At 64.7% G+C, this 17,111-nt stretch carries 23 protein-coding genes; 9 read left to right on the forward strand and 14 right to left on the reverse strand.

The window, feature by feature from the left end; all coding sequences use genetic code 11:
• Nucleotides 1–55: 55 nt before the first annotated feature.
• The 4 genes from AC0J5K_RS15330 to AC0J5K_RS15345 all read left to right on the forward strand — a co-directional run bounded on the left by AC0J5K_RS15330 (nt 56) and on the right by AC0J5K_RS15345 (nt 2,578).
• Nucleotides 56–754, forward strand: a complete 699-nt coding sequence (locus tag AC0J5K_RS15330; RefSeq protein ID WP_274565333.1) for a sugar transferase — start codon at nt 56–58, stop codon at nt 752–754.
• 122 nt (nt 755–876) lie between these two features.
• A complete protein-coding gene (locus tag AC0J5K_RS15335; protein ID WP_074835935.1) occupies nt 877–1,326 on the forward strand; it encodes a YtoQ family protein in 450 nt (149 codons plus the stop codon).
• A gap of 121 nt (nt 1,327–1,447) precedes the next feature.
• The gene (gene mscL / locus AC0J5K_RS15340) at nt 1,448–1,882 is read left to right on the forward strand and encodes a large conductance mechanosensitive channel protein MscL (protein WP_048533209.1); all 435 of its coding nucleotides are present in this window, start codon (nt 1,448–1,450) and stop codon (nt 1,880–1,882) included.
• A gap of 108 nt (nt 1,883–1,990) precedes the next feature.
• Nucleotides 1,991–2,578, forward strand: coding sequence for a YdeI/OmpD-associated family protein (locus tag AC0J5K_RS15345; RefSeq protein WP_274565332.1), 588 nt, complete (start codon nt 1,991–1,993; stop codon nt 2,576–2,578).
• A gap of 25 nt (nt 2,579–2,603) precedes the next feature.
• Here the strand turns inward: AC0J5K_RS15345 and AC0J5K_RS15350 are convergent, their stop codons facing one another.
• The 3 genes from AC0J5K_RS15350 to pgsA are packed head-to-tail and all read right to left on the reverse strand — an operon-like array spanning nt 2,604 to nt 3,962.
• Nucleotides 2,604–3,047, reverse strand: a complete 444-nt coding sequence (locus AC0J5K_RS15350) for a molybdenum cofactor biosynthesis protein MoaE (protein WP_074835938.1) — start codon at nt 3,045–3,047, stop codon at nt 2,604–2,606.
• Nucleotides 3,048–3,051: 4 nt separating this feature from the next.
• On the reverse strand, nt 3,052–3,297 hold the full coding sequence (gene moaD, locus AC0J5K_RS15355) for a molybdopterin converting factor subunit 1 (RefSeq protein WP_048533213.1): 246 nt from the start codon (nt 3,295–3,297) through the stop codon (nt 3,052–3,054).
• The gene (pgsA, locus tag AC0J5K_RS15360; RefSeq protein ID WP_274565331.1) at nt 3,297–3,962 is read right to left on the reverse strand and encodes a CDP-diacylglycerol--glycerol-3-phosphate 3-phosphatidyltransferase; all 666 of its coding nucleotides are present in this window, start codon (nt 3,960–3,962) and stop codon (nt 3,297–3,299) included. Before pgsA ends, moaD begins: the two co-directional genes overlap by 1 nt.
• Before the next feature lie 41 nt (nt 3,963–4,003).
• Between pgsA and AC0J5K_RS15365 the strand changes: the two genes are divergently transcribed.
• Nucleotides 4,004–4,441 carry an META domain-containing protein gene (locus tag AC0J5K_RS15365; RefSeq protein ID WP_244526457.1) on the forward strand — a complete coding sequence of 146 codons (438 nt, stop codon included), beginning with the start codon at nt 4,004–4,006 and terminating at the stop codon, nt 4,439–4,441.
• A 51-nt stretch (nt 4,442–4,492) separates the two neighbouring features.
• Nucleotides 4,493–4,879 (forward strand): META domain-containing protein, encoded by a 387-nt coding sequence (locus AC0J5K_RS15370; RefSeq protein WP_074835940.1) that lies wholly within the window; start codon nt 4,493–4,495, stop codon nt 4,877–4,879.
• Nucleotides 4,880–4,954: 75 nt separating this feature from the next.
• Here AC0J5K_RS15370 and recO read toward each other — a convergent pair whose 3' ends face one another.
• The 3 genes from recO to era form a co-directional block, all read right to left on the reverse strand.
• Nucleotides 4,955–5,671 carry a DNA repair protein RecO gene (recO, locus tag AC0J5K_RS15375; protein WP_048533215.1) on the reverse strand — a complete coding sequence of 239 codons (717 nt, stop codon included), beginning with the start codon at nt 5,669–5,671 and terminating at the stop codon, nt 4,955–4,957.
• Nucleotides 5,672–5,687: 16 nt separating this feature from the next.
• Nucleotides 5,688–6,011: a DUF1491 family protein gene (locus AC0J5K_RS15380; protein WP_074835941.1), complete on the reverse strand. Its 324-nt coding sequence runs from the start codon at nt 6,009–6,011 to the stop codon at nt 5,688–5,690.
• A gap of 255 nt (nt 6,012–6,266) precedes the next feature.
• Nucleotides 6,267–7,175 carry a GTPase Era gene (gene era, locus AC0J5K_RS15385; protein WP_048533219.1) on the reverse strand — a complete coding sequence of 303 codons (909 nt, stop codon included), beginning with the start codon at nt 7,173–7,175 and terminating at the stop codon, nt 6,267–6,269.
• Between the two features lie 205 nt (nt 7,176–7,380).
• Here era and AC0J5K_RS15390 point away from each other — a divergent pair, with 205 nt between their 5' ends.
• Complete coding sequence (locus AC0J5K_RS15390) at nt 7,381–8,052, forward strand: hypothetical protein (protein ID WP_274565330.1); 672 nt, start codon at nt 7,381–7,383, stop codon at nt 8,050–8,052.
• Nucleotides 8,053–8,087: 35 nt separating this feature from the next.
• On the opposite strand, the gene rnc is transcribed toward AC0J5K_RS15390, so the two are convergent.
• Together rnc and lepB are read right to left on the reverse strand one after the other, a co-directional pair.
• Nucleotides 8,088–8,771, reverse strand: coding sequence for a ribonuclease III (gene rnc, locus AC0J5K_RS15395; RefSeq protein WP_074835944.1), 684 nt, complete (start codon nt 8,769–8,771; stop codon nt 8,088–8,090).
• Nucleotides 8,768–9,601: a signal peptidase I gene (lepB, locus tag AC0J5K_RS15400; protein WP_074836105.1), complete on the reverse strand. Its 834-nt coding sequence runs from the start codon at nt 9,599–9,601 to the stop codon at nt 8,768–8,770. The genes rnc and lepB overlap by 4 nt, the downstream gene beginning before the upstream one ends.
• Nucleotides 9,602–9,729: 128 nt before the next feature.
• Here lepB and betC point away from each other — a divergent pair, with 128 nt between their 5' ends.
• Nucleotides 9,730–11,241 carry a choline-sulfatase gene (gene betC, locus AC0J5K_RS15405; protein ID WP_074835946.1) on the forward strand — a complete coding sequence of 504 codons (1,512 nt, stop codon included), beginning with the start codon at nt 9,730–9,732 and terminating at the stop codon, nt 11,239–11,241.
• A gap of 63 nt (nt 11,242–11,304) precedes the next feature.
• Here betC and acpS read toward each other — a convergent pair whose 3' ends face one another.
• The 6 genes from acpS to folK all read right to left on the reverse strand — a co-directional run bounded on the left by acpS (nt 11,305) and on the right by folK (nt 16,389).
• Nucleotides 11,305–11,724, reverse strand: a complete 420-nt coding sequence (acpS, locus tag AC0J5K_RS15410) for a holo-ACP synthase (RefSeq protein ID WP_048533227.1) — start codon at nt 11,722–11,724, stop codon at nt 11,305–11,307.
• Nucleotides 11,721–12,467, reverse strand: coding sequence for a pyridoxine 5'-phosphate synthase (locus tag AC0J5K_RS15415; RefSeq protein WP_274565329.1), 747 nt, complete (start codon nt 12,465–12,467; stop codon nt 11,721–11,723). Before AC0J5K_RS15415 ends, acpS begins: the two co-directional genes overlap by 4 nt.
• Nucleotides 12,468–12,530: 63 nt before the next feature.
• Nucleotides 12,531–13,202 carry a DUF2062 domain-containing protein gene (locus AC0J5K_RS15420; RefSeq protein ID WP_048533229.1) on the reverse strand — a complete coding sequence of 224 codons (672 nt, stop codon included), beginning with the start codon at nt 13,200–13,202 and terminating at the stop codon, nt 12,531–12,533.
• A gap of 16 nt (nt 13,203–13,218) precedes the next feature.
• Nucleotides 13,219–15,357 carry a RelA/SpoT family protein gene (locus tag AC0J5K_RS15425; protein ID WP_048533230.1) on the reverse strand — a complete coding sequence of 713 codons (2,139 nt, stop codon included), beginning with the start codon at nt 15,355–15,357 and terminating at the stop codon, nt 13,219–13,221.
• Between the two features lie 28 nt (nt 15,358–15,385).
• On the reverse strand, nt 15,386–15,739 hold the full coding sequence (gene rpoZ / locus AC0J5K_RS15430) for a DNA-directed RNA polymerase subunit omega (RefSeq protein WP_048533231.1): 354 nt from the start codon (nt 15,737–15,739) through the stop codon (nt 15,386–15,388).
• Between the two features lie 104 nt (nt 15,740–15,843).
• Nucleotides 15,844–16,389, reverse strand: coding sequence for a 2-amino-4-hydroxy-6-hydroxymethyldihydropteridine diphosphokinase (gene folK, locus AC0J5K_RS15435; protein ID WP_346818695.1), 546 nt, complete (start codon nt 16,387–16,389; stop codon nt 15,844–15,846).
• A gap of 151 nt (nt 16,390–16,540) precedes the next feature.
• Here folK and AC0J5K_RS15440 point away from each other — a divergent pair, with 151 nt between their 5' ends.
• Nucleotides 16,541–17,110 (forward strand): LabA-like NYN domain-containing protein, encoded by a 570-nt coding sequence (locus AC0J5K_RS15440; RefSeq protein WP_048533233.1) that lies wholly within the window; start codon nt 16,541–16,543, stop codon nt 17,108–17,110.
• Nucleotide 17,111: the final 1 nt, after the last annotated feature.

Here is a 17,111-nt window from a genome sequence, read left to right on the forward strand (position 1 = left end):
CGCAGAAACCCGCTACAGTGCAAATCGCTTTCGTCATTGACCGCCTCAGGAGGGCATGACGTTGACAATGCACGTGCGTCCGGTGGAATCCGCTCAGGGATCCTCCTCCGACAGCCTATTTGTTAGTAAGTTCAATCCGCACGGCCGTGGCATCTATCGCCAATGGACCAAACGCATTCTGGATATCGCGGTGGTGCTGCTCGCCCTGCCCTCGGTGCTTTTGCTGCTCGCACCTTTGTGCCTGCTGATCGCGACGGACGGGCATTCGCCGTTCTATCGTCAGAAGCGGATCGGCCGGAATGGCAAAATCTTCTACATGTGGAAGCTGCGGTCGATGGTGCATGATGCCGAAGGTCGGCTTCAGGCCCATCTCAAAGCCAACCCGGCGGCCCGGCGGGAATGGGATCACAGCCAGAAGCTGCGCCAGGATCCCCGGATCACCTGGATCGGCGCCTTCATCCGCAAAAGCTCGATCGACGAACTGCCGCAGCTCTTCAATGTGCTCCGGGGCGACATGTCGCTGGTCGGGCCGCGCCCGATGATGGTGGATCAGCGCGCGCTTTATCCCGGCACCGCCTATTACGCCATGCGTCCCGGCATCACCGGTATCTGGCAAACCTCGGTCCGCAACGAGAGCAGCTTTTCCGAGCGCGCGATCTTTGACGCCCGCTATTTCCGCGAACTGTCTTTCGTCACCGATCTGGCGCTGATCGCCCGCACCTTTCGCGTGGTGCTGCGCGGCACCGGCTACTGACCGCTCCGAAACCGCAACAAGGCCCGTGTCCCGGCGGCGCGGGCCTTGTTGCGTGGCTCGACCTCCCGGCATGGCAATGCTAGGCCTTGGGGCAATCCCAACCGTGAGAGCAAGGAGCCCCCATGACCCTGAATGTCTATCTCAGCGGTGAAATCCACACCGACTGGCGCGAACAGATCACCCGTGGCGCCCAGGGCCTCGACATCGTGTTTTCCAGCCCGGTCACCGATCACGACGCCAGCGACGATTGCGGGGTGGCGATCCTCGGCGCCGAAGACAACAAGTACTGGCACGATCACAAGGGTGCCATGGTCAACGCCATCCGCACCCGCAAGGGCATCGAAGAGGCCGACGTGGTGGTGGTGCGCTTTGGCGAAAAGTACCGCCAGTGGAACGCCGCCTTTGACGCCGGCTTTGCCGCCGCGCTGGGCAAGTCGCTGATCGTGCTGCAACAGCCCGATCATGACCACGCGCTCAAGGAGGTGGATGCCGCCGCCCTGGCCGTGGCGCGCGAGCCGTCGCAGGTGGTCGATATCCTGCGCTATGTGCTGACCGGCAAGCTGCCCGGCTGACACACTGGGGAACAGGCGCTTTCATTTCCCATGAAAGCGCTTGCGCCGCCGGCGTATCCCGGCACCATCCTGCGACAGGGCTGACAGGCCCGTGATGACAAGAGCCAAGGGACACGCAAACATGCTTCAGGAATTCAAGGCGTTCATAGCCAAGGGCAATGTGATGGACATGGCCGTCGGCATCATCGTCGGCGCCGCGTTCACCGCCATCGTCAGTTCGCTGGTGGGCGATCTGATCAATCCGATCATCGGACTGTTCACCGGCGGCATCGATTTCACCGATCACTACGTCGTTCTGGCCGGCGAGGTTCCTGCCGACGCCAGCCTCGAAGCCGCGCGCGAGGCCGGCGCCTCGATCTTTGCTTATGGCAGCTTTGTCATGGCGGTGGTCAATTTCCTGATCATTGCCTTTGTGGTCTTCATGCTGGTCAAGATGGTCAACCGCATCAAGGAAAGCGCCGCCCGCGAGGAAACCGCCACCCCGGTCGAGGCCGAACCCGCCGGCCCTAGCGAGCTTGACGTGCTGCTGGAGATCCGCGACGCGCTCAAACGCTGAACCGGCGACAAGCTTGCGCAGGAAACCGCGCGCCCCCGGGGCGGCGCGGTTTTTTGTTGTCCTGACGGCCGGCTGCGGCAGGATGCGGATCAGTGCAAGGAGGAGACAATGGGCACCCCCGACCGCCGCTGCGGCATCTGGTTCGACAAGCTCACCACCTGGCAGCCGGAACTTCGGGCGCTGCGGGCGATCCTGCTGGAATGCCCGCTGGACGAGGCTTTCAAATGGCGCGGCCCGGTCTATTGCGCCCATGGCGGCAATGTCGCCATCCTCTGGGGCTTCAAGGCGCATTGCGCGCTGGGCTTTTTCAAGGGCGTCCTGCTGGAGGATCCGCAGGGGCTTCTGGTGGCGCCGGGGCCAAACTCCCGCGCGGCGCGGATGATCCCGTTTGCCGATCCGGCCGAGGTGCAGGCCCGGGCGGCGGACATCCGCGACTATGTCGGGCGGGCGATCGCCATCGAAAAAACGGGGCGCAAGGTGGCCTTTGCCAAGGACGATCTGGAGATGCCCGAGGAGTTGGCCGCCGCGCTCGAGGCAGATGCCGATCTGCGCGCCGCTTTCGAGGCGCTAACGCCGGGGCGCAAGCGCGGCTATGTGCTGCACATCTCCGGTGCGAAACAGGCCCGCACGCGGGCCAGCCGCGTCGAGAAATGGACACCGCGCATTCTGCAAGGCAAGGGCTTGCACGACCATTGAAAGGCGATGGCTCGGCCTGCCCGGCTCACCACCGGTTCAGAGCATCCTCATCCTCGTCCTTGGCGGCCACCCATTCGGCCCCGTCGGCCGCGATTTCCTTTTTCCAGAACGGCGCCCGGCTCTTGAGGTAATCCATCAGGAACTCCGCCGCCTCGAAGGCCGCCTTGCGGTGGCGCGCGGCGGTCGCGACCATCATGATCATCTCGTCCCGATCCAGCCGCCCGTGCCGGTGAATCACCAGCGCATCGCCCAGATCCCAGCGTGCCATGGCCTGCGCGGCGATCTTCTCGAGCGCGCTCTGGGTCATGCCCGGGTAATGTTCGATCTCCATTGCCACCATGCCGCCCCGCGCCGCGTCGCGCACGATGCCGGTAAAGGTGACGACAGCGCCCATGTCCTTCTGGGCGCCGGCAAAGCGCGCGGCTTCGGTGCCAAGATCAAAGGGCTCCTGCTGCACGCGCACCTGCATCGCCTCAGCCCCCGGTCATCGGCGGAAAGAAGGCCACCTCGCGCACGCCGGCGAGCCCGGCATCGAAATCCGCAAGCTCCTGATCCACGGCCACCCGCAGCGCCGACAGATCGGCAAAGGCCGCCTCGTAGCGCGGCTCCCGCGCCTTCAGTTCGTCCACCAGTTCGGCCACCGTCGTGGCCCCGGTCTCGATCCGCTCTTTCGGAACGCCGATCCGCTCGCGGACCCAGGCGAAATAAAGCACATCCATCAGCCGTCCTCCTTCAGATGCGGCAGCGCCTTGCGAAAGTAATCCCAGCCGGTGATCAGCGTCAGCGTCGCCGCCACCCAGAGCAGCACAAGCCCCACATACCCCGACCAGAACATGCCGCGATACATTTGCGTCAGTCCCAGCTCGTCGCTTTCGCGGCCTTCGAGGATATCACCGACCATCTCAGGATCCATGCCATAAGACCACATGCCGAAATAATGCTCGAAAATGCCCTGCGAAAACAGCACCGCAATGGCCACCATTTGCAGCGTCGTCTTCCATTTGGCCAGCTTGGTCACCTTCAGCGTGCCCGCCACATCACCGAGAAACTCGCGCAGCCCCGAGACGAATACCTCGCGGAACAGGATCACCGTCGCCGGCAGCACCAGCCAGGGCGAATAAGACGAATAGGCGGCAATCACCATCAGCGCGATCACCACCATCGCTTTGTCGGCGATCGGATCGAGCATGGTGCCGATCTTGGTTTCCTGCTTCCAGGCGCGGGCCAGATAGCCGTCGAACCAGTCGGTCACTGCCGCCAGCAGAAAGATCATCAGCGCCGCGATATCGGCATAGGGCCGCGCCCAATAGAGAAACATCAGCGGCACGGCAGGGGCCGCGGCAAGCCGCAGCACTGTGAGGATATTTGGCAAGGTCCAACGCATGTCTCGCTTCTAGCCCCCATGGCCGGGACAGGGAAGAGAGCATGCGATATTTCAATCCCGCCACGCCCCCCTATATTGGTCGCATGAAACTTGCCCTGCCCCTGATCGCCGCCGCGCTGCTGTCGACCTGCGACAGTGGCGAAACCCTTGCCGCCTATGGCGCCGCCGATGTCACCTGGCAGCTGGAAAGCATCGATGGCGCGCCCTTCACGGCCGATGCCACGCTGAGCTTTCCCGCCGAGGGCCGCATTCAGGGCCGCGGCCCCTGCAACAGCTTTTCCGGCCGCCAGACCAAACCCTATCCCTGGTTTGGCACCGGCCCCTTGCGCACCACCCGCCGCGCCTGCCCGGAGCTGTCCGAGGAACAGGCCTTTCTCGCCGCATTGCGCGCCATGACTCTGGCCGAGGTGCAGGGCGATACGCTGATCCTGTCGGACGACGCCGGCCGCGAGATGATCTTTTCCGCCGCGCCGGAATGACAAAGCCCGTCACCGGCTTTTCCGCCGCCTCAGAGCGCCTAGGTTAGCGCCATGACACAGACATTGATCGCGGCGGCCCTGTCCGCCTTTGCCAGCCTCTCAGCGACGCTGAGCGGTGCGCAAGACACCGAAACCCACTGGAAACTCCAGTCCATCGATGGCCAGGTCTTCGAGGCCCGCGCCACGCTCACCTTTCCAACCCCGGCGCAGATCGCCGGCAGCACCCCCTGCAACCGCTTCTTCGGCGTCCAGACCGAGCCCCTGCCCGGCTTTGGCGCCGCGCGCATGGGTGTCACCCAAAGGATGTGCCCGCAATTCCGCGAAGAGGCCGCCTTTCTCGCCGCGCTGCGTGAGATGACGATTTCAGAATTTGACGGCAATCGCCTGGTGCTGCGCAACGAAGACGGCCGCGAAATGGTCTTTGTCGCGGTCAACTGACCCCCTGGCCCGGCCATGCCGGAGAACTGCTGCCGGAGGCGTGCGCAGGCGCCTCCGGCGCCGCTGGCATCATCGCTAGCCGACTCGCTCGACAAACCGCCCACGCGCCTCCGGCAGCGGCCGGTGGCCCAGCGCCGGCGCCAGTTTCTCGGTCAGGAAATACCCGGTCACCCGCAGCGCGGCGGCGATTTCGGCGCTGTCTGCCGCGCCGCGCCCCAACATTACCTCCGGCAGCGGCAGGAGCCGGTCGGCCCAATCGCCCGCCCCGGCCTGCGACACCGCGCGTCCGGATTTCGGCGAGACATAAGCCAGCCCTTCACCGGCACCGGTCACCGCGCAGACCGAGAGATCGAGCCCGTAGCCCAGCTCTTCCAGCAGCGCCATCTCCCAGCGCAGATAGGCCAGCGGCCAGAGCTCGTCCTGCCCGAGCAGGTCGAGCAACTGCTCCGACCGCAGATAGAGCGCGGCATGCGGTTCGCGCTCCGGCAGGCAGAAGGCCAGCAGCGCACAGACCGCGTTCAGCCCGGACAGCGCCAGCCGGCTGCCCATGGCCTGCACCGCGCGCGAGCGTTGCAGCTCGACCGAATAGGCGCCCAGATGCTCCTCGAGCCGCGCCCGCCAGTGCAGATCGAGCTGCGCGCCGGGTTGCAGCACCGGGCCGAGCTTGCGGCTGGTGGCGCCGCGCACCACCCCGGCATGACGGCCGTGGCCCGGGGTAAAGACCTCGACGATGGCCGAGGTCTCGCCATGGTGCCTGATGCTCAGCAATATTCCGGTGTCGCGCCATTCCATGGCCGCCACGCTGGCCTCAAAGCCCACCGCTGTCCAGCAGGTGCCGCCCGGCGCGGTCTTCGACCTCGATCACCCAGAGATCGGGGTCCATCGCCCGCTGTTTCGCCAGCGCCGCATCCACCTCGGCCTCCGGGCCGGCCTGCATCTCCTGCCAGCGGGTCTCGTCAGCCATGAGATCATGCATCCGGTGAAACAGGCGGGCCTGGCCGTCCAGCGTATTGAGTTTCACCATCACCATGCCCGAGGTGTCGTCGCCATGCGCCACCACGAAGGCCGGGATATCCGCCTGCCGCAGCCGCGCGATATAGGCCGCGACCCAGAAATCCGCCGTCAGCCGCATGCCCCACCGTTCCTGAATGTTGTTGTCATTTGAAAATCTCGATCCCGGCGCTATCTCATGACTACAGTCAAAGTTTCTCTGCCACGAGAGACTGGACAGCTCTGTCGCGGCCGGTCGCAGGCCCGGCGGCAGGGTTGCGGGCCCGGTGACATCCCCTTACCTCGCCCGATCTCGTGGCAGGCCGGCGCGCTGCTTCCCCCGGCACGCCGGCGCTGTCGGGGCCCCGGGTCGACCCGCCGGGGCTCCGATACCGTCTCAGCTGTTGCCGTCGCGGAAATCCAGCCCCATCTCGGAATAGCGCGCCGCCTCTTCCAGCCATTTTTCGCGCACCTTCACTTGCAGGAAGAGATGCACGCGCCGGCCGAGAAACTCTTCGAGCTCTTCGCGCGCCGCCTTGGAGATTGCCTTGATCGACTCGCCCTTGTTGCCCAGAACGATGCCCTTGTGGCCGTCGCGCGCGACATAGACCACCTGGTCGATCCGCGCGGTGCCGTCCTTGCGCTCTTCCCAGTTCTCGGTTTCGACGGTGAGTTGGTAGGGCAGTTCCTGATGCAGCCGCAGGGTCAGCTTTTCGCGCGTCATTTCGGCGGCGATCATCCGCAGCGGCAGATCGGCGATCTGGTCTTCGGGATAAAGCCAGGGGCCTTCCGGCAATTGCGTGGCCAGCCATTTTTTCAGATCGTCGCAGCCATAACCCTTTTCGGCCGAGATCATGAAGGTTTCTTCAAAGCCGTAGCGGGCGTTCAGATCCTCGGTCAGCGCCAGCAGCACGTCCGATTTGACCCGGTCGATCTTGTTGATCGCCAGTGCCACGCGACGGCCCTGCCCGATCTCTTCAAGCCCCTCGAGAATGCGCTCCACCCCCTCGGTCACCCCCCGGTGCGCCTCGACCAGAAGCACCACGATATCGGCATCCGCCGCCCCGCCCCAGGCCGCCGCCACCATCGCCCGGTCGAGCCGGCGGCGCGGTTTGAACAGGCCCGGCGTATCGACAAAGACGATCTGGCTGTCGCCCTCCAGCGCCACGCCGCGAATGCGGGCGCGGGTGGTCTGGACCTTGTGGGTCACGATCGACACTTTCGCGCCCACCATGCGGTTGGTGAGGGTCGATTTGCCCGCGTTGGGCTCTCCGATCAGGGCGACAAATCCGGCGCGTGTGGTCATGGGGTCAGGTTTCCTGTCAACAATCCACAGCGAGTAACGCAGATCCGGCGCTAAAACCAGAGGCGAAACCGCCCCGGAGCGCGCCACGAATTGTTTCCCGTGCGACGCCAATAGAGCGGGCGTTTTTGTCGAAATTCTCAACAATCTGGCATTTTCGCCAAAATTGGTCCGAATTTGCGCCCGAATCGCTGCCTAAATTCACGATATGATCACTCACACCGAAACAATCCCGAAACAGTCGCAGGCGCAGGTCACACTCACCGCCCGCCTGCGCTTGCCTGCCGGGGCCGACAAACGCTCCGACATTACCGAAACCCGTTTGCGCCAGGATATCGAAAGGCTCCACAGCCGCCGCCCGCCCGACATCGGGCCGAGCGCCGGCGCGCCCGTCACTGTCGTCACCCTCGAAAGCAGCGGCAAGGGCAAGGCGCGGCACTATGTTCTTTCGGTCTCGGCCGATACCGCACGGATCGCCGAAGTGGAACTGGCGCGCCTGACGCAAGCCCTCGTGGCGCGCCACCCGGTGACCGAGATTGCCTGGCTGGACGCCAAGGCCGTGCTCGACCGGCAGACCTTTCTCGATGCCCTCGCCCGGCCGCCCGCGCGTCCGCGCCCGACGCTTCGGACCGTCACCGACCGCCAGTCGCGCACGACAGGCGTCCCGCGTCTGCGGGCCTCCGACGCGCAGCGCCAGCAGGAGACGCTGGTCCGTCGCGTGCTGTGCGAGCCGATCCCGCAGGAAGAATCCCGCCTGCTGCGCCGTGAGCTTGGCCTGCTGGAACCGAAACGCAGGGTGGCAACGGCCGCGCTGGCCTTCAGCGTCACGCTGGCGGTGAATACCACCGGCGCCGTCGCCGACGTCATGGCGCTGTTCTGATTTGCAAGGCCTGCGTTCGCGCCGCAGGCCTCCGGTCATCCGCCGTTCAACCTGTCCAGCAGCACCTTGGCCGCCGCATGTTCGGCCTGCCGCTTCGATCCGGCTTTGGCCTGGGCGGTCTGGCCGCTCTCCAACCTGACCTCGATGATGAACACTGGCGAATGGTCCGGTCCGCTGCGGCTGATCTGCTCATAGACCGGCGGGTTCTGGCCGCGGGCCTGGGCCCATTCCTGAAGGCTGGTCTTGGCGTCGCGGGCATCGTCCTCGACCGTATCGATCCGCTTGCCCCAGAGCCGCAGCACCATGGCCTTGGCCGCCTCGAAACCGGCATCCAGATAGACCGCGGCAATCACCGCCTCCATCGCATCGCCCAACAGCGCCATCTTGCGCCGACCGCCCGAGAGCATCTCGGACCGGCCCAGCTTCATCGCCGCGCCGAGATCGATCTGCCGTGCGACATCGGCGCAGGTCTCCTTGCGCACCAGCGCGTTGAAACGGGGCGCCAGCTGCCCTTCGGTGGCGCGGCTGTCGGCGGCCAGAAGCGCCTCGGCCATCACCAGCCCGAGCACCCGGTCGCCGAGAAACTCCAGCCGCTGGTTGTCGCTGCGCGTCGGCGTCGACATCGACGAATGCGTCACCGCATGCACCAGATGCCGCGGCTCGGCAAACTCATGCCCAAGCCGCGCCTGAAGCGCCTTCAACTCTGCCGAGAGCTTCACTCGATCGCCTTGAAGAAACGATCACCCCGCCAGGTCCAGAAGAACAGCATCGAACTGCCGGCAGAGGAGAACATCACCCGGTCGGCGCGGCCGACAAGGTTTTCGAAGGGCACGAAGCCGACGCCGCCGACCTGCTGCGGAAACCGCGAATCGGTGGAATTGTCGCGATTGTCGCCCATCATGAAGTAATGCCCTTCGGGCACGGTGAACACCGGCGTGTTGTCGGAAGACTGCCGGCCGATATCGAGGATCGAATGGGCGGTGCCTTCGGGCAGGGTCTCGACGAATTTCGCCTTTTCGCACATCGCCCCGTCGCCCACCGGCGCGTTCGAGCAGCGCGGGCTCAGCCGTTGCGGTCCCTGCGGGCCGGCGACCTCTTCGAAAACGCCATCCGCTTCCAGCTCGACCGGCGTGCCGTCGATATGCAGCCGCCCGGCCCGGACCTGGATCTTCTCGCCCGGCAGGCCCACCACCCGCTTGATGAAGTCGCGCCCGGTCACCGGATGCCGGAAGACAACGACATCGCCGCGCTCTGGCTCGGAGCCGAACAGCCGGCTGTTGTCGCCATCGGCCCAGCCGCAGAAATCGGTGGCATCGAGATCGATGCCGAAGCGGGGCACGATGATCGACGGGCAGGAGGCATAGGAATAGCCATAGGCCATCTTGTTGACGAAGAGGAAATCGCCGATCAGCAACGTGTCCTTCATCGACCCGGAGGGGATCCAGAACGGCTGAAAGAACACCGTGCGGAACACGCCCGCGATGAGCAATGCATAGACAACGGTCTTGATCGTCTCGACGATCGCATTGCCTTTCTTTTCCTCGGCCATGGACATGGGGCTCCCCGCGTTATCTGTCGCAGGCTACATGCGGCCCCATGTCGGAGGTGTCAAGCGATGGGGGCTTTACGGCGGGGCGTCCGGCCTGCCAAGCTGCCGCCAAATCGCAAGGAACCGACATGACGGACAAGCCCAACATCCTGATCTTCATGGTCGATCAACTTAACGGCACTTTGTTTCCCGACGGCCCGGCCGATTGGCTGCATACGCCGAACCTGCGCAAGCTGGCGTTGCGGTCGACCTGTTTTGCCAATGCCTATACCGCCTCGCCGCTCTGCGCGCCGGGGCGGGCGGGGTTCATGTCGGGCCAGCTGCCTTCGGGCACCGGGGTCTATGACAATGCCGCCGAGTTCGCGTCGTCGATCCCGACCTATGCCCATCACCTGCGCCGGGCCGGATATCACACCTGCCTGTCGGGCAAGATGCATTTCGTCGGCCCCGATCAGCTTCACGGCTTCGAAGAGCGGCTGACCACCGATATCTACCCGGCCGATTTCGGCTGGACCCCGGATTACCGCAAGCCCGGCGAACGCATCGACTGGTGGTATCACAACATGGGCAGCGTCACCGGCGCCGGCGTGGCCGAGATCTCGAACCAGATGGAATACGACGACGAGGTGGCCTATCACGCCACCCGCAAGGTGTATGACTTCGCGCGGGGCCATGACGACCGGCCCTGGTGCATGACGGTCAGCTTCACCCATCCGCATGACCCTTATGTGGCACGGCGCAAATACTGGGATCTCTACGAAGACTGCGCGCATCTGCTGCCGCAGGTGCCGGCGCTGGATTACGACGACCACGACCCGCATTCGCAGCGCATCTTCGACGCCAACGACTGGCGCAGCTTCGACATCGGCCAGGACGACATCCGCCGGGCGCGGCGCGCCTATTTTGCCAATATCTCCTATCTCGATGACAAGATCGGCGAGGTGATGGAGGCGCTGGAAGCGACGCGGCAGGAGGCGATCATCCTCTTTCTCTCGGATCACGGCGACATGCTGGGCGAGCGCGGATTGTGGTTCAAGATGTCCTTCCTCGAAGGCTCGGCCCGGGTGCCACTGATGATCGCCGCGCCGCAGATGGCGCCGGGGCTCGTCGAGGCGCCGGTCAGCACAATCGATCTCTGCCCGACACTCTGCGATCTGGCCGGGGTCAGCATGGAGGAGGTCCTGCCCTGGACCACCGGCGAAACCCTGGTGCCGCTGGGCAATGGCGCGACCCGGCTGAGCCCGGTGGCGATGGAATATGCCGCCGAAGCCTCCTATTCGCCGCTGGTCGCCCTGCGGGCGGGACCCTGGAAATACACCAATTGCGCGCTCGATCCCGAACAGCTCTTCAACCTCGAGGATGATCCGCAGGAGCTGACCAACCTGGCCGAACGCTCCGACCATGCCGAGGTGCTCGAACGGTTCCGCGTCGAGGCCGCCACCCGCTGGGATCTCGAGCAGTTCGACGCCCGGGTCCGCGAAAGCCAGGCCCGGCGTCATGTGGTCTATGAAGCGCTGCGCAACGGCGCCTATTACCCCTGGGACCACCAGCCGCTGCAAAGGGCCTCGGAGCGCTATATGCGCAACCACATGGATCTCAATGTCGTCGAGGAAAACCAGCGCTTCCCGCGCGGCGAATAGGCCCGACAGCCCGCCCCGGACCTGATCCGGGGCCTCCCCTGTCGCGGACCACGAGGTCCCGGATCAGGTCCGGGACGGGACCGGGCCCAGCGGCCGCGCCTCGATCAGCACCGTGGCCTGGGCCCAGGGGTGATCGTCGGTCAGGGTGACATGCAGGATCGCCTCATGCCCCGGCGGCGTCAGCACGTCGAGCCGGCGCTTTGCCCAGCCGGTGACATGCATCACCGGCTGGCCGGTCCGCAGGTTGGTCACCGACATGTCCTTCCAGGCGATGCCCATGCGCAGACCGGTGCCCAGCGCCTTGGAGCAAGCCTCCTTGGCGGCCCAGCGCTTGGCATAGGTCGCGGCCTCATGCGGACGGCGGGCGGCGCGGGCCTGTTCGCGCTCGGTATAGACCCGGTTGCGGAAGCGGTCGCCGAAGCGGGCGAGGATGGCCTCGATCCGCTCGATGTTGCACAGGTCGGTGCCGATGCCGAGGATCATGCGGTGCCGCGGGCGTCGTCCATCCGACGGCGCATTTCGGCAATCGCCGCCTCGAGCCCGGTAAAGATCGCCTCGCCGATCAGGAAATGGCCGATGTTGAGTTCGACCACCTGCGGCAGAGCGGCGACCGGGGCCACGGTGTCATAGGTCAGCCCGTGGCCGGCATGCACCTCGAGGCCGAGGCCCGCCGCGTGTTCGGCCATGTCGCGGATCGCCGTCATCTCGCGGTCGCGGTCCTCGAACCGGCCTTCGGCATGGGCATCGCAATAGGCGCCGGTGTGCAACTCTATCACCTGGGCGCCAATGCGGTGCGCCGCCTCGATCTGGCGACGGTCGGCGGCGATGAAGATCGACACCCGGCACCCCGCCTCCCGCAGCGGTGCGATGAAATGCGCCAGCCGGTTCTCCTCGCGCGCGACTTCCAGCCCGCCTTCGGTGGTACGCTCCTCGCGCTTTTCCGGCACGATGCAGACCGCATGCGGCCGGTGGCGCAGGGCGATCTTCTGCATCTCGTCGGTGGCCGCCATCTCGAAGTTCAGCGGCACCGTCAGCGCCGCCATCAGCCCGTCGATATCGGCGTCGGAGATGTGCCGGCGGTCTTCGCGCAGATGCGCGGTGATGCCGTCGGCACCGGCGGCCTCGGCCAGTGCCGCGGCGCGCAACGGATCGGGAACCGCGCCGCCCCGCGCATTGCGCACGGTGGCCACGTGGTCGATGTTCACGCCGAGCCTGAGTTTTTGCATGTGGTGCCCCCGGTTACCTTCGGGCACAGGCTAACGCCCCGCGCGGGCGGTGAAAACCGCTAATCAATCAGCCTTTTCACGGGCCTCCTCGGCGGCGGCCGCCTTCTTGGCGGCGGCCTTGGCGCGGATCGCCTCAAGGCGTTTCTTGAGCGCGCCCTTGCGGCGGGCCTGATAGGCGCGGATCAGCGGCTCGGCCACCAGATAGGCCGCGGTGGCGGCAACGATGCCGGGGATGATGCCGCCGATCATGTAGGGGTAAAAGACGTCGTCCCAGAACACTTCGAGCCCGTGCCAGTCGGGTGGCTGACCCTTGACCCAGGCCCAGAAATTGCGCGTCAGATCCTCGCCCGCGTCGACGAACTTGCCGGTGAGCGTGCGCTCTATATGCGGCGAGAATTCATGGCCGAGCAGGAAATATCCGGTCTGAAGCGAGATCACTGCAATCGGCACATAGGTCAGCGGATTGCCGAAAAAGGTGCCCAGCAGCGCCGCCAGGATATTGCCGCGCATGATGAAGGCAAGAAAGGCCGCCACCAGGAAATGCAGGGTGTAGAACGGCGTGAAGGTGGTGAAGACCCCGGCCCAGATGCCGCGGGCGATCTTTTCCGGCGGATCGGGCAGACGCCGCAACCGGTGTTTCACATAGCGGGCCGCCCGGCCCCAACCGCCACGCGGCCAGAAGAATTCCCACAACGCGCGCAGGGTCGGTTTTCTGTCGCGGCGCTTGAAAACCACGGGAGGAATATTCCTTTCAGTTCGCCTCGGCGCGGGCGGCGATCGGAGTGACTTCGCGCAGCCGCGCGACGGCGGCGACATCGCTTTCGGCCTCGAGCGCGGTGATCAGCGAGTGCAGATGCTCGGCGTCCCGCAGCTCGACGTTGACATGCAGTCTGTAAAAATCTGGTTTTCTGTCGATGAATTCAAGGTCCGAGATATTCGCCTTGTGGCCGCCGATCAAGGTGCAGACCCGGCCCAACACGCCGGCGTCGTTGCTCATCGTCACCTCGAGCGTCACCGCATAGGCGGCCGGATGCTTGCCCTCGGACCAGTGCAGATCGAGCCAGCGCTCGGGCTGATCCTCGTATTCGGCAAGCTTTTCGCAATCGATGGTGTGCACCACCACGCCCTGGCCGCGAAAGGTGATGCCGATGATGCGTTCGCCCGGCAGCGGCTGGCAACAGGGCGCCCGGCGGAAGCTCTGCCCCTTTTCCAGGCCGATCACCGCGCGCTTGCGGTCGATCTCTTCGCCGTCCTCGGTCACCAGGTCGGGATAGACCGCTTCGACCACCGCGCGGGTCGTCAGCTCGGCCGAGCCCAGCCGGGCCAGGAGCGTTTCTGCGCCGTCGAGCCGCAGGTTGCGGGCGGCGGTTTCCAGCACCTTGTCCTTGGCCTTGCGGCCGACGTGTTCAAAGGCGGCCCGGGCCAGTTCCCGCCCCAGCCGGACAAAACGTTCACGGTCCTGTTCGCGCAGGGCCCGGCGGATCGAGGTCTTGGCCTTGCCGGTGATCGCGATATCGAGCCAAGTGGCCTGAGGCGCCTGGCCGTCGGCGGTGATGATATCGACCGACTGGCCGTTCTTGAGCCGGGTCCAGAGCGGCACCCTGAGACCATCGACCTTGGCGCCGACGCAGGCATGACCGATGCGAGTGTGGATCGCATAGGCGAAATCCAAGGGTGTGCCGCCCCGCGGCAGCTTGATCACGTCGCCCTTGGGGGTGAAGCAGAACACCTGGTCGGAATACATCTCGAGCTTGACCGCCTCGAGAAAATCCTCGTGATCCTCGTCGTCCTGGAATTGTTCGGTGAGCGAGGAAATCCACTTGGCCGGATCGACGGCAAAGGGGTTCTCGCTGCGCACGCCATCGCGGTAGGACCAATGCGCCGCGACGCCGGTTTCGGCCACGTCATGCATCTGCCGGGTACGGATCTGCACCTCGACTCGCTTGCCGTCGCGGCCGGACACGGTGGTGTGGATCGAGCGATAGCCGTTCGACTTGGGCTGGCTGATGTAATCCTTGAACCGCCCTGGCACCGCCCGCCAGCGCTGGTGGATCACGCCCAGCACGCCATAGCAATCGGCCTCGGTGTCGGTGATGATGCGAAAGCCGTAGATGTCGGAGAGGCGGGAAAAACCCATCTCCTTTTCCTGCATCTTGCGCCAGATCGAATAGGGTTTCTTGGCGCGGCCAAAGACCTCGGCCTCGATCCCGGCCTTGTCGAGCTCGAACCGCATGTCGCCGGTGATCTTCTGGATCACGTCGCCGGTTTCGCGTTGCAGAGTGATGAAGCGGCGGATGATGCTGGCGCGCCCGTCAGGGTTGAGCACGCGGAAAGCCAGGTCCTCCAGCTCGTCGCGCATCCATTGCATCCCCATGCGCCCGGCCAGCGGCGCATAGATGTCCATCGTCTCTCGCGCCTTCTGCACCTGTTTTTCCGGCCGCATCGCCTTGATCGTGCGCATGTTGTGCAGACGGTCGGCCAGCTTGACGAGGATCACGCGCAGGTCGCGCGACATCGCCATGAAGAGCTTGCGGAAGTTCTCGGCCTGCTTGGTCTCGGTCGAGTTCAGTTGCAGGTTGGTCAGCTTGGTGACGCCATCGACCAGAACAGCGACTTCTTCGCCGAAACGGTCGGAAATCTGGCTGAAGGTGCTCTTGGTGTCCTCGATCGTATCGTGCAAGAGCGCGGTGACGATGGTGGCATCGTCAAGCCGTTGCTCGGTCAGGATGGCGGCAACGGCGACGGGGTGGGTGAAATAGGGCTCACCGGACCGGCGGAACTGACCCTCGTGCATCTCGCGGCCATAATCATAGGCCGCGTGGATCAGTGCCTCATTGGTCTTGGGATTATAATTGCGGACAAGCGCGATGAGGTCGTCGGCAGAAATCATCGCTAACCCTTGTCACCGCAGGCCGGGGTTACCCCTGGCCCTGAGCCTCCATCAGTGCGCGGAGCAGCTTTTCTTCGGACATGTCGTCGTCCTGCGGCTTGTCGGGCTCGGCGCCCATCAGAAGCGCCATGGCGTCCTCTTCCGGTTCGTCGACCTCGATCTGGGTCTGGTTGCTTTCGATCATCCGCTCGCGCAGTTCATCGGCGCTCTGGGTTTCCTCGGCGATCTCGCGCAGCGAGACAACCGGGTTCTTGTCATTGTCACGATCCACGGTAATCGCGGCCCCGGAGGAGATCTCGCGCGCCCGATGGGCGGCCAACATCACCAGCTCGAACCGGTTGGGGACTTTGTCAACGCAATCTTCGACCGTCACGCGGGCCATGGGGAATCTCCGTCTGGCGAGTTCTGTCAGAAAGGTCAGGTCATAAAGCGGATCAAAACGCTTGACAAGGAGGTTTTTTGGCGCATTCCCCGGCTCGGCGGCGATCACAAGGCCTTGACTTCTGCCCTGGCCTCCGGCGCCAACGCCGCGCACATCCGGGCCACGCTCACCCCGGTGACCGGATGCACCCAGTCCGGCGCGACGTCCATCAAGGGCATTAGTACAAACCCCCGATCCTCGAGCCGCGGATGCGGCAGAATAAGCTGATCCGGCGCCCTACGCATCTGATCCGCGAGCGGCAGACCGCGCCAGGCGGCCCAGGTTTCGCGGTCCGGCAGCACCGCATCCCCCAGCGCAATCAGGTCAAGATCGAGCGTGCGCATGCCCCAGCGTACCTCCCGGGTGCGGGAAAACGCGGCCTCGACCTCATGTAAAAGCGCCAGCAGCGCCTCGGGCGTCCCCGGCCAATCCGCGACCAGCGCGGCGTTGATATAATCGGGGCCGGCGCCGGGCGGAAAGCAGGGCGTTTCAAAAAAGCGTGAGGCCAAACGAATCGCAAGACCCCGCTCCTGCAAGCGAAAAATCGCGGCCTGAACAGTCTCTATTGGCGTTTTTTGGGGCAGCGGCAGGTTCGCACCCAACGCAATCAACGCAACTTTCCCGCTATGGTTGTGCTTGATAGCTGTTTTTCCTTGAAGTATGCCTTGCGGGGCGGGACTTTTCCACTACCCTATTATGAGGCTCACCCGCAAATTTTCACTCACGGAGCGGACCTGAGCCGTCTTATTGGAAGGGCAATTAATGTTTTACAAGGACGAACGGCTTGCGCTGTTCATCGATGGCTCCAATCTCTATGCGGCTGCCAAGGCGCTGGGCTTTGACATCGACTACAAGCTTCTCCGGCAGGAGTTCGTGCGACGCGGCAAGCTTTTGCGCGCGTTCTACTACACGGCGCTGCTCGAGAACGAAGAGTACTCACCGATCCGCCCACTTGTCGATTGGCTGCATTACAACGGCTTCACCATGGTGACCAAGCCAGCCAAGGAATACACCGACAGCCAGGGCCGCCGCAAGGTCAAGGGCAATATGGATATCGAACTCACGGTCGATGCCATGGAGCTTGCGCCGCGCGTGGATCATATCGTTCTGTTTTCCGGAGATGGGGATTTCCGGCCGCTGGTGGAGAGCCTCCAGCGTCAGGGCGTGCGGGTCTCTGTGGTGTCGACCATTCGCAGCCAGCCACCGATGATCGCCGATGAACTCAGACGTCAGGCCGACAATTTCATCGAGCTCGACGGGCTCCGCGAAGTCATTGGACGACCGCCTCGCGAACACCAGGAAGACCGGACGGCCTCGGCTGCCGCAGGCTGAT

It is taken from the genome of Marinovum sp. E3, assembly GCF_055755275.1.

Coding starts and splice junctions, on each gene's coding strand:
- AC0J5K_RS15330 (WP_274565333.1), top strand. CDS start 56: ATGACGTTGACAATGCACGTGCGTCCGGTGGAATCCGCTCAGGGATCC.
- AC0J5K_RS15335 (WP_074835935.1), top strand. CDS start 877: ATGACCCTGAATGTCTATCTCAGCGGTGAAATCCACACCGACTGGCGC.
- mscL (WP_048533209.1), top strand. CDS start 1,448: ATGCTTCAGGAATTCAAGGCGTTCATAGCCAAGGGCAATGTGATGGAC.
- AC0J5K_RS15345 (WP_274565332.1), top strand. CDS start 1,991: ATGGGCACCCCCGACCGCCGCTGCGGCATCTGGTTCGACAAGCTCACC.
- AC0J5K_RS15350 (WP_074835938.1), bottom strand. CDS start 3,047: ATGCAGGTGCGCGTGCAGCAGGAGCCCTTTGATCTTGGCACCGAAGCC.
- moaD (WP_048533213.1), bottom strand. CDS start 3,297: ATGGATGTGCTTTATTTCGCCTGGGTCCGCGAGCGGATCGGCGTTCCG.
- pgsA (WP_274565331.1), bottom strand. CDS start 3,962: ATGCGTTGGACCTTGCCAAATATCCTCACAGTGCTGCGGCTTGCCGCG.
- AC0J5K_RS15365 (WP_244526457.1), top strand. CDS start 4,004: ATGCGATATTTCAATCCCGCCACGCCCCCCTATATTGGTCGCATGAAA.
- AC0J5K_RS15370 (WP_074835940.1), top strand. CDS start 4,493: ATGACACAGACATTGATCGCGGCGGCCCTGTCCGCCTTTGCCAGCCTC.
- recO (WP_048533215.1), bottom strand. CDS start 5,671: ATGGAATGGCGCGACACCGGAATATTGCTGAGCATCAGGCACCATGGC.
- AC0J5K_RS15380 (WP_074835941.1), bottom strand. CDS start 6,011: ATGCGGCTGACGGCGGATTTCTGGGTCGCGGCCTATATCGCGCGGCTG.
- era (WP_048533219.1), bottom strand. CDS start 7,175: ATGACCACACGCGCCGGATTTGTCGCCCTGATCGGAGAGCCCAACGCG.
- AC0J5K_RS15390 (WP_274565330.1), top strand. CDS start 7,381: ATGATCACTCACACCGAAACAATCCCGAAACAGTCGCAGGCGCAGGTC.
- lepB (WP_074836105.1), bottom strand. CDS start 9,601: ATGGCCGAGGAAAAGAAAGGCAATGCGATCGTCGAGACGATCAAGACC.
- betC (WP_074835946.1), top strand. CDS start 9,730: ATGACGGACAAGCCCAACATCCTGATCTTCATGGTCGATCAACTTAAC.
- acpS (WP_048533227.1), bottom strand. CDS start 11,724: ATGATCCTCGGCATCGGCACCGACCTGTGCAACATCGAGCGGATCGAG.
- AC0J5K_RS15415 (WP_274565329.1), bottom strand. CDS start 12,467: ATGCAAAAACTCAGGCTCGGCGTGAACATCGACCACGTGGCCACCGTG.
- AC0J5K_RS15425 (WP_048533230.1), bottom strand. CDS start 15,357: ATGATTTCTGCCGACGACCTCATCGCGCTTGTCCGCAATTATAATCCC.
- rpoZ (WP_048533231.1), bottom strand. CDS start 15,739: ATGGCCCGCGTGACGGTCGAAGATTGCGTTGACAAAGTCCCCAACCGG.
- AC0J5K_RS15440 (WP_048533233.1), top strand. CDS start 16,541: ATGTTTTACAAGGACGAACGGCTTGCGCTGTTCATCGATGGCTCCAAT.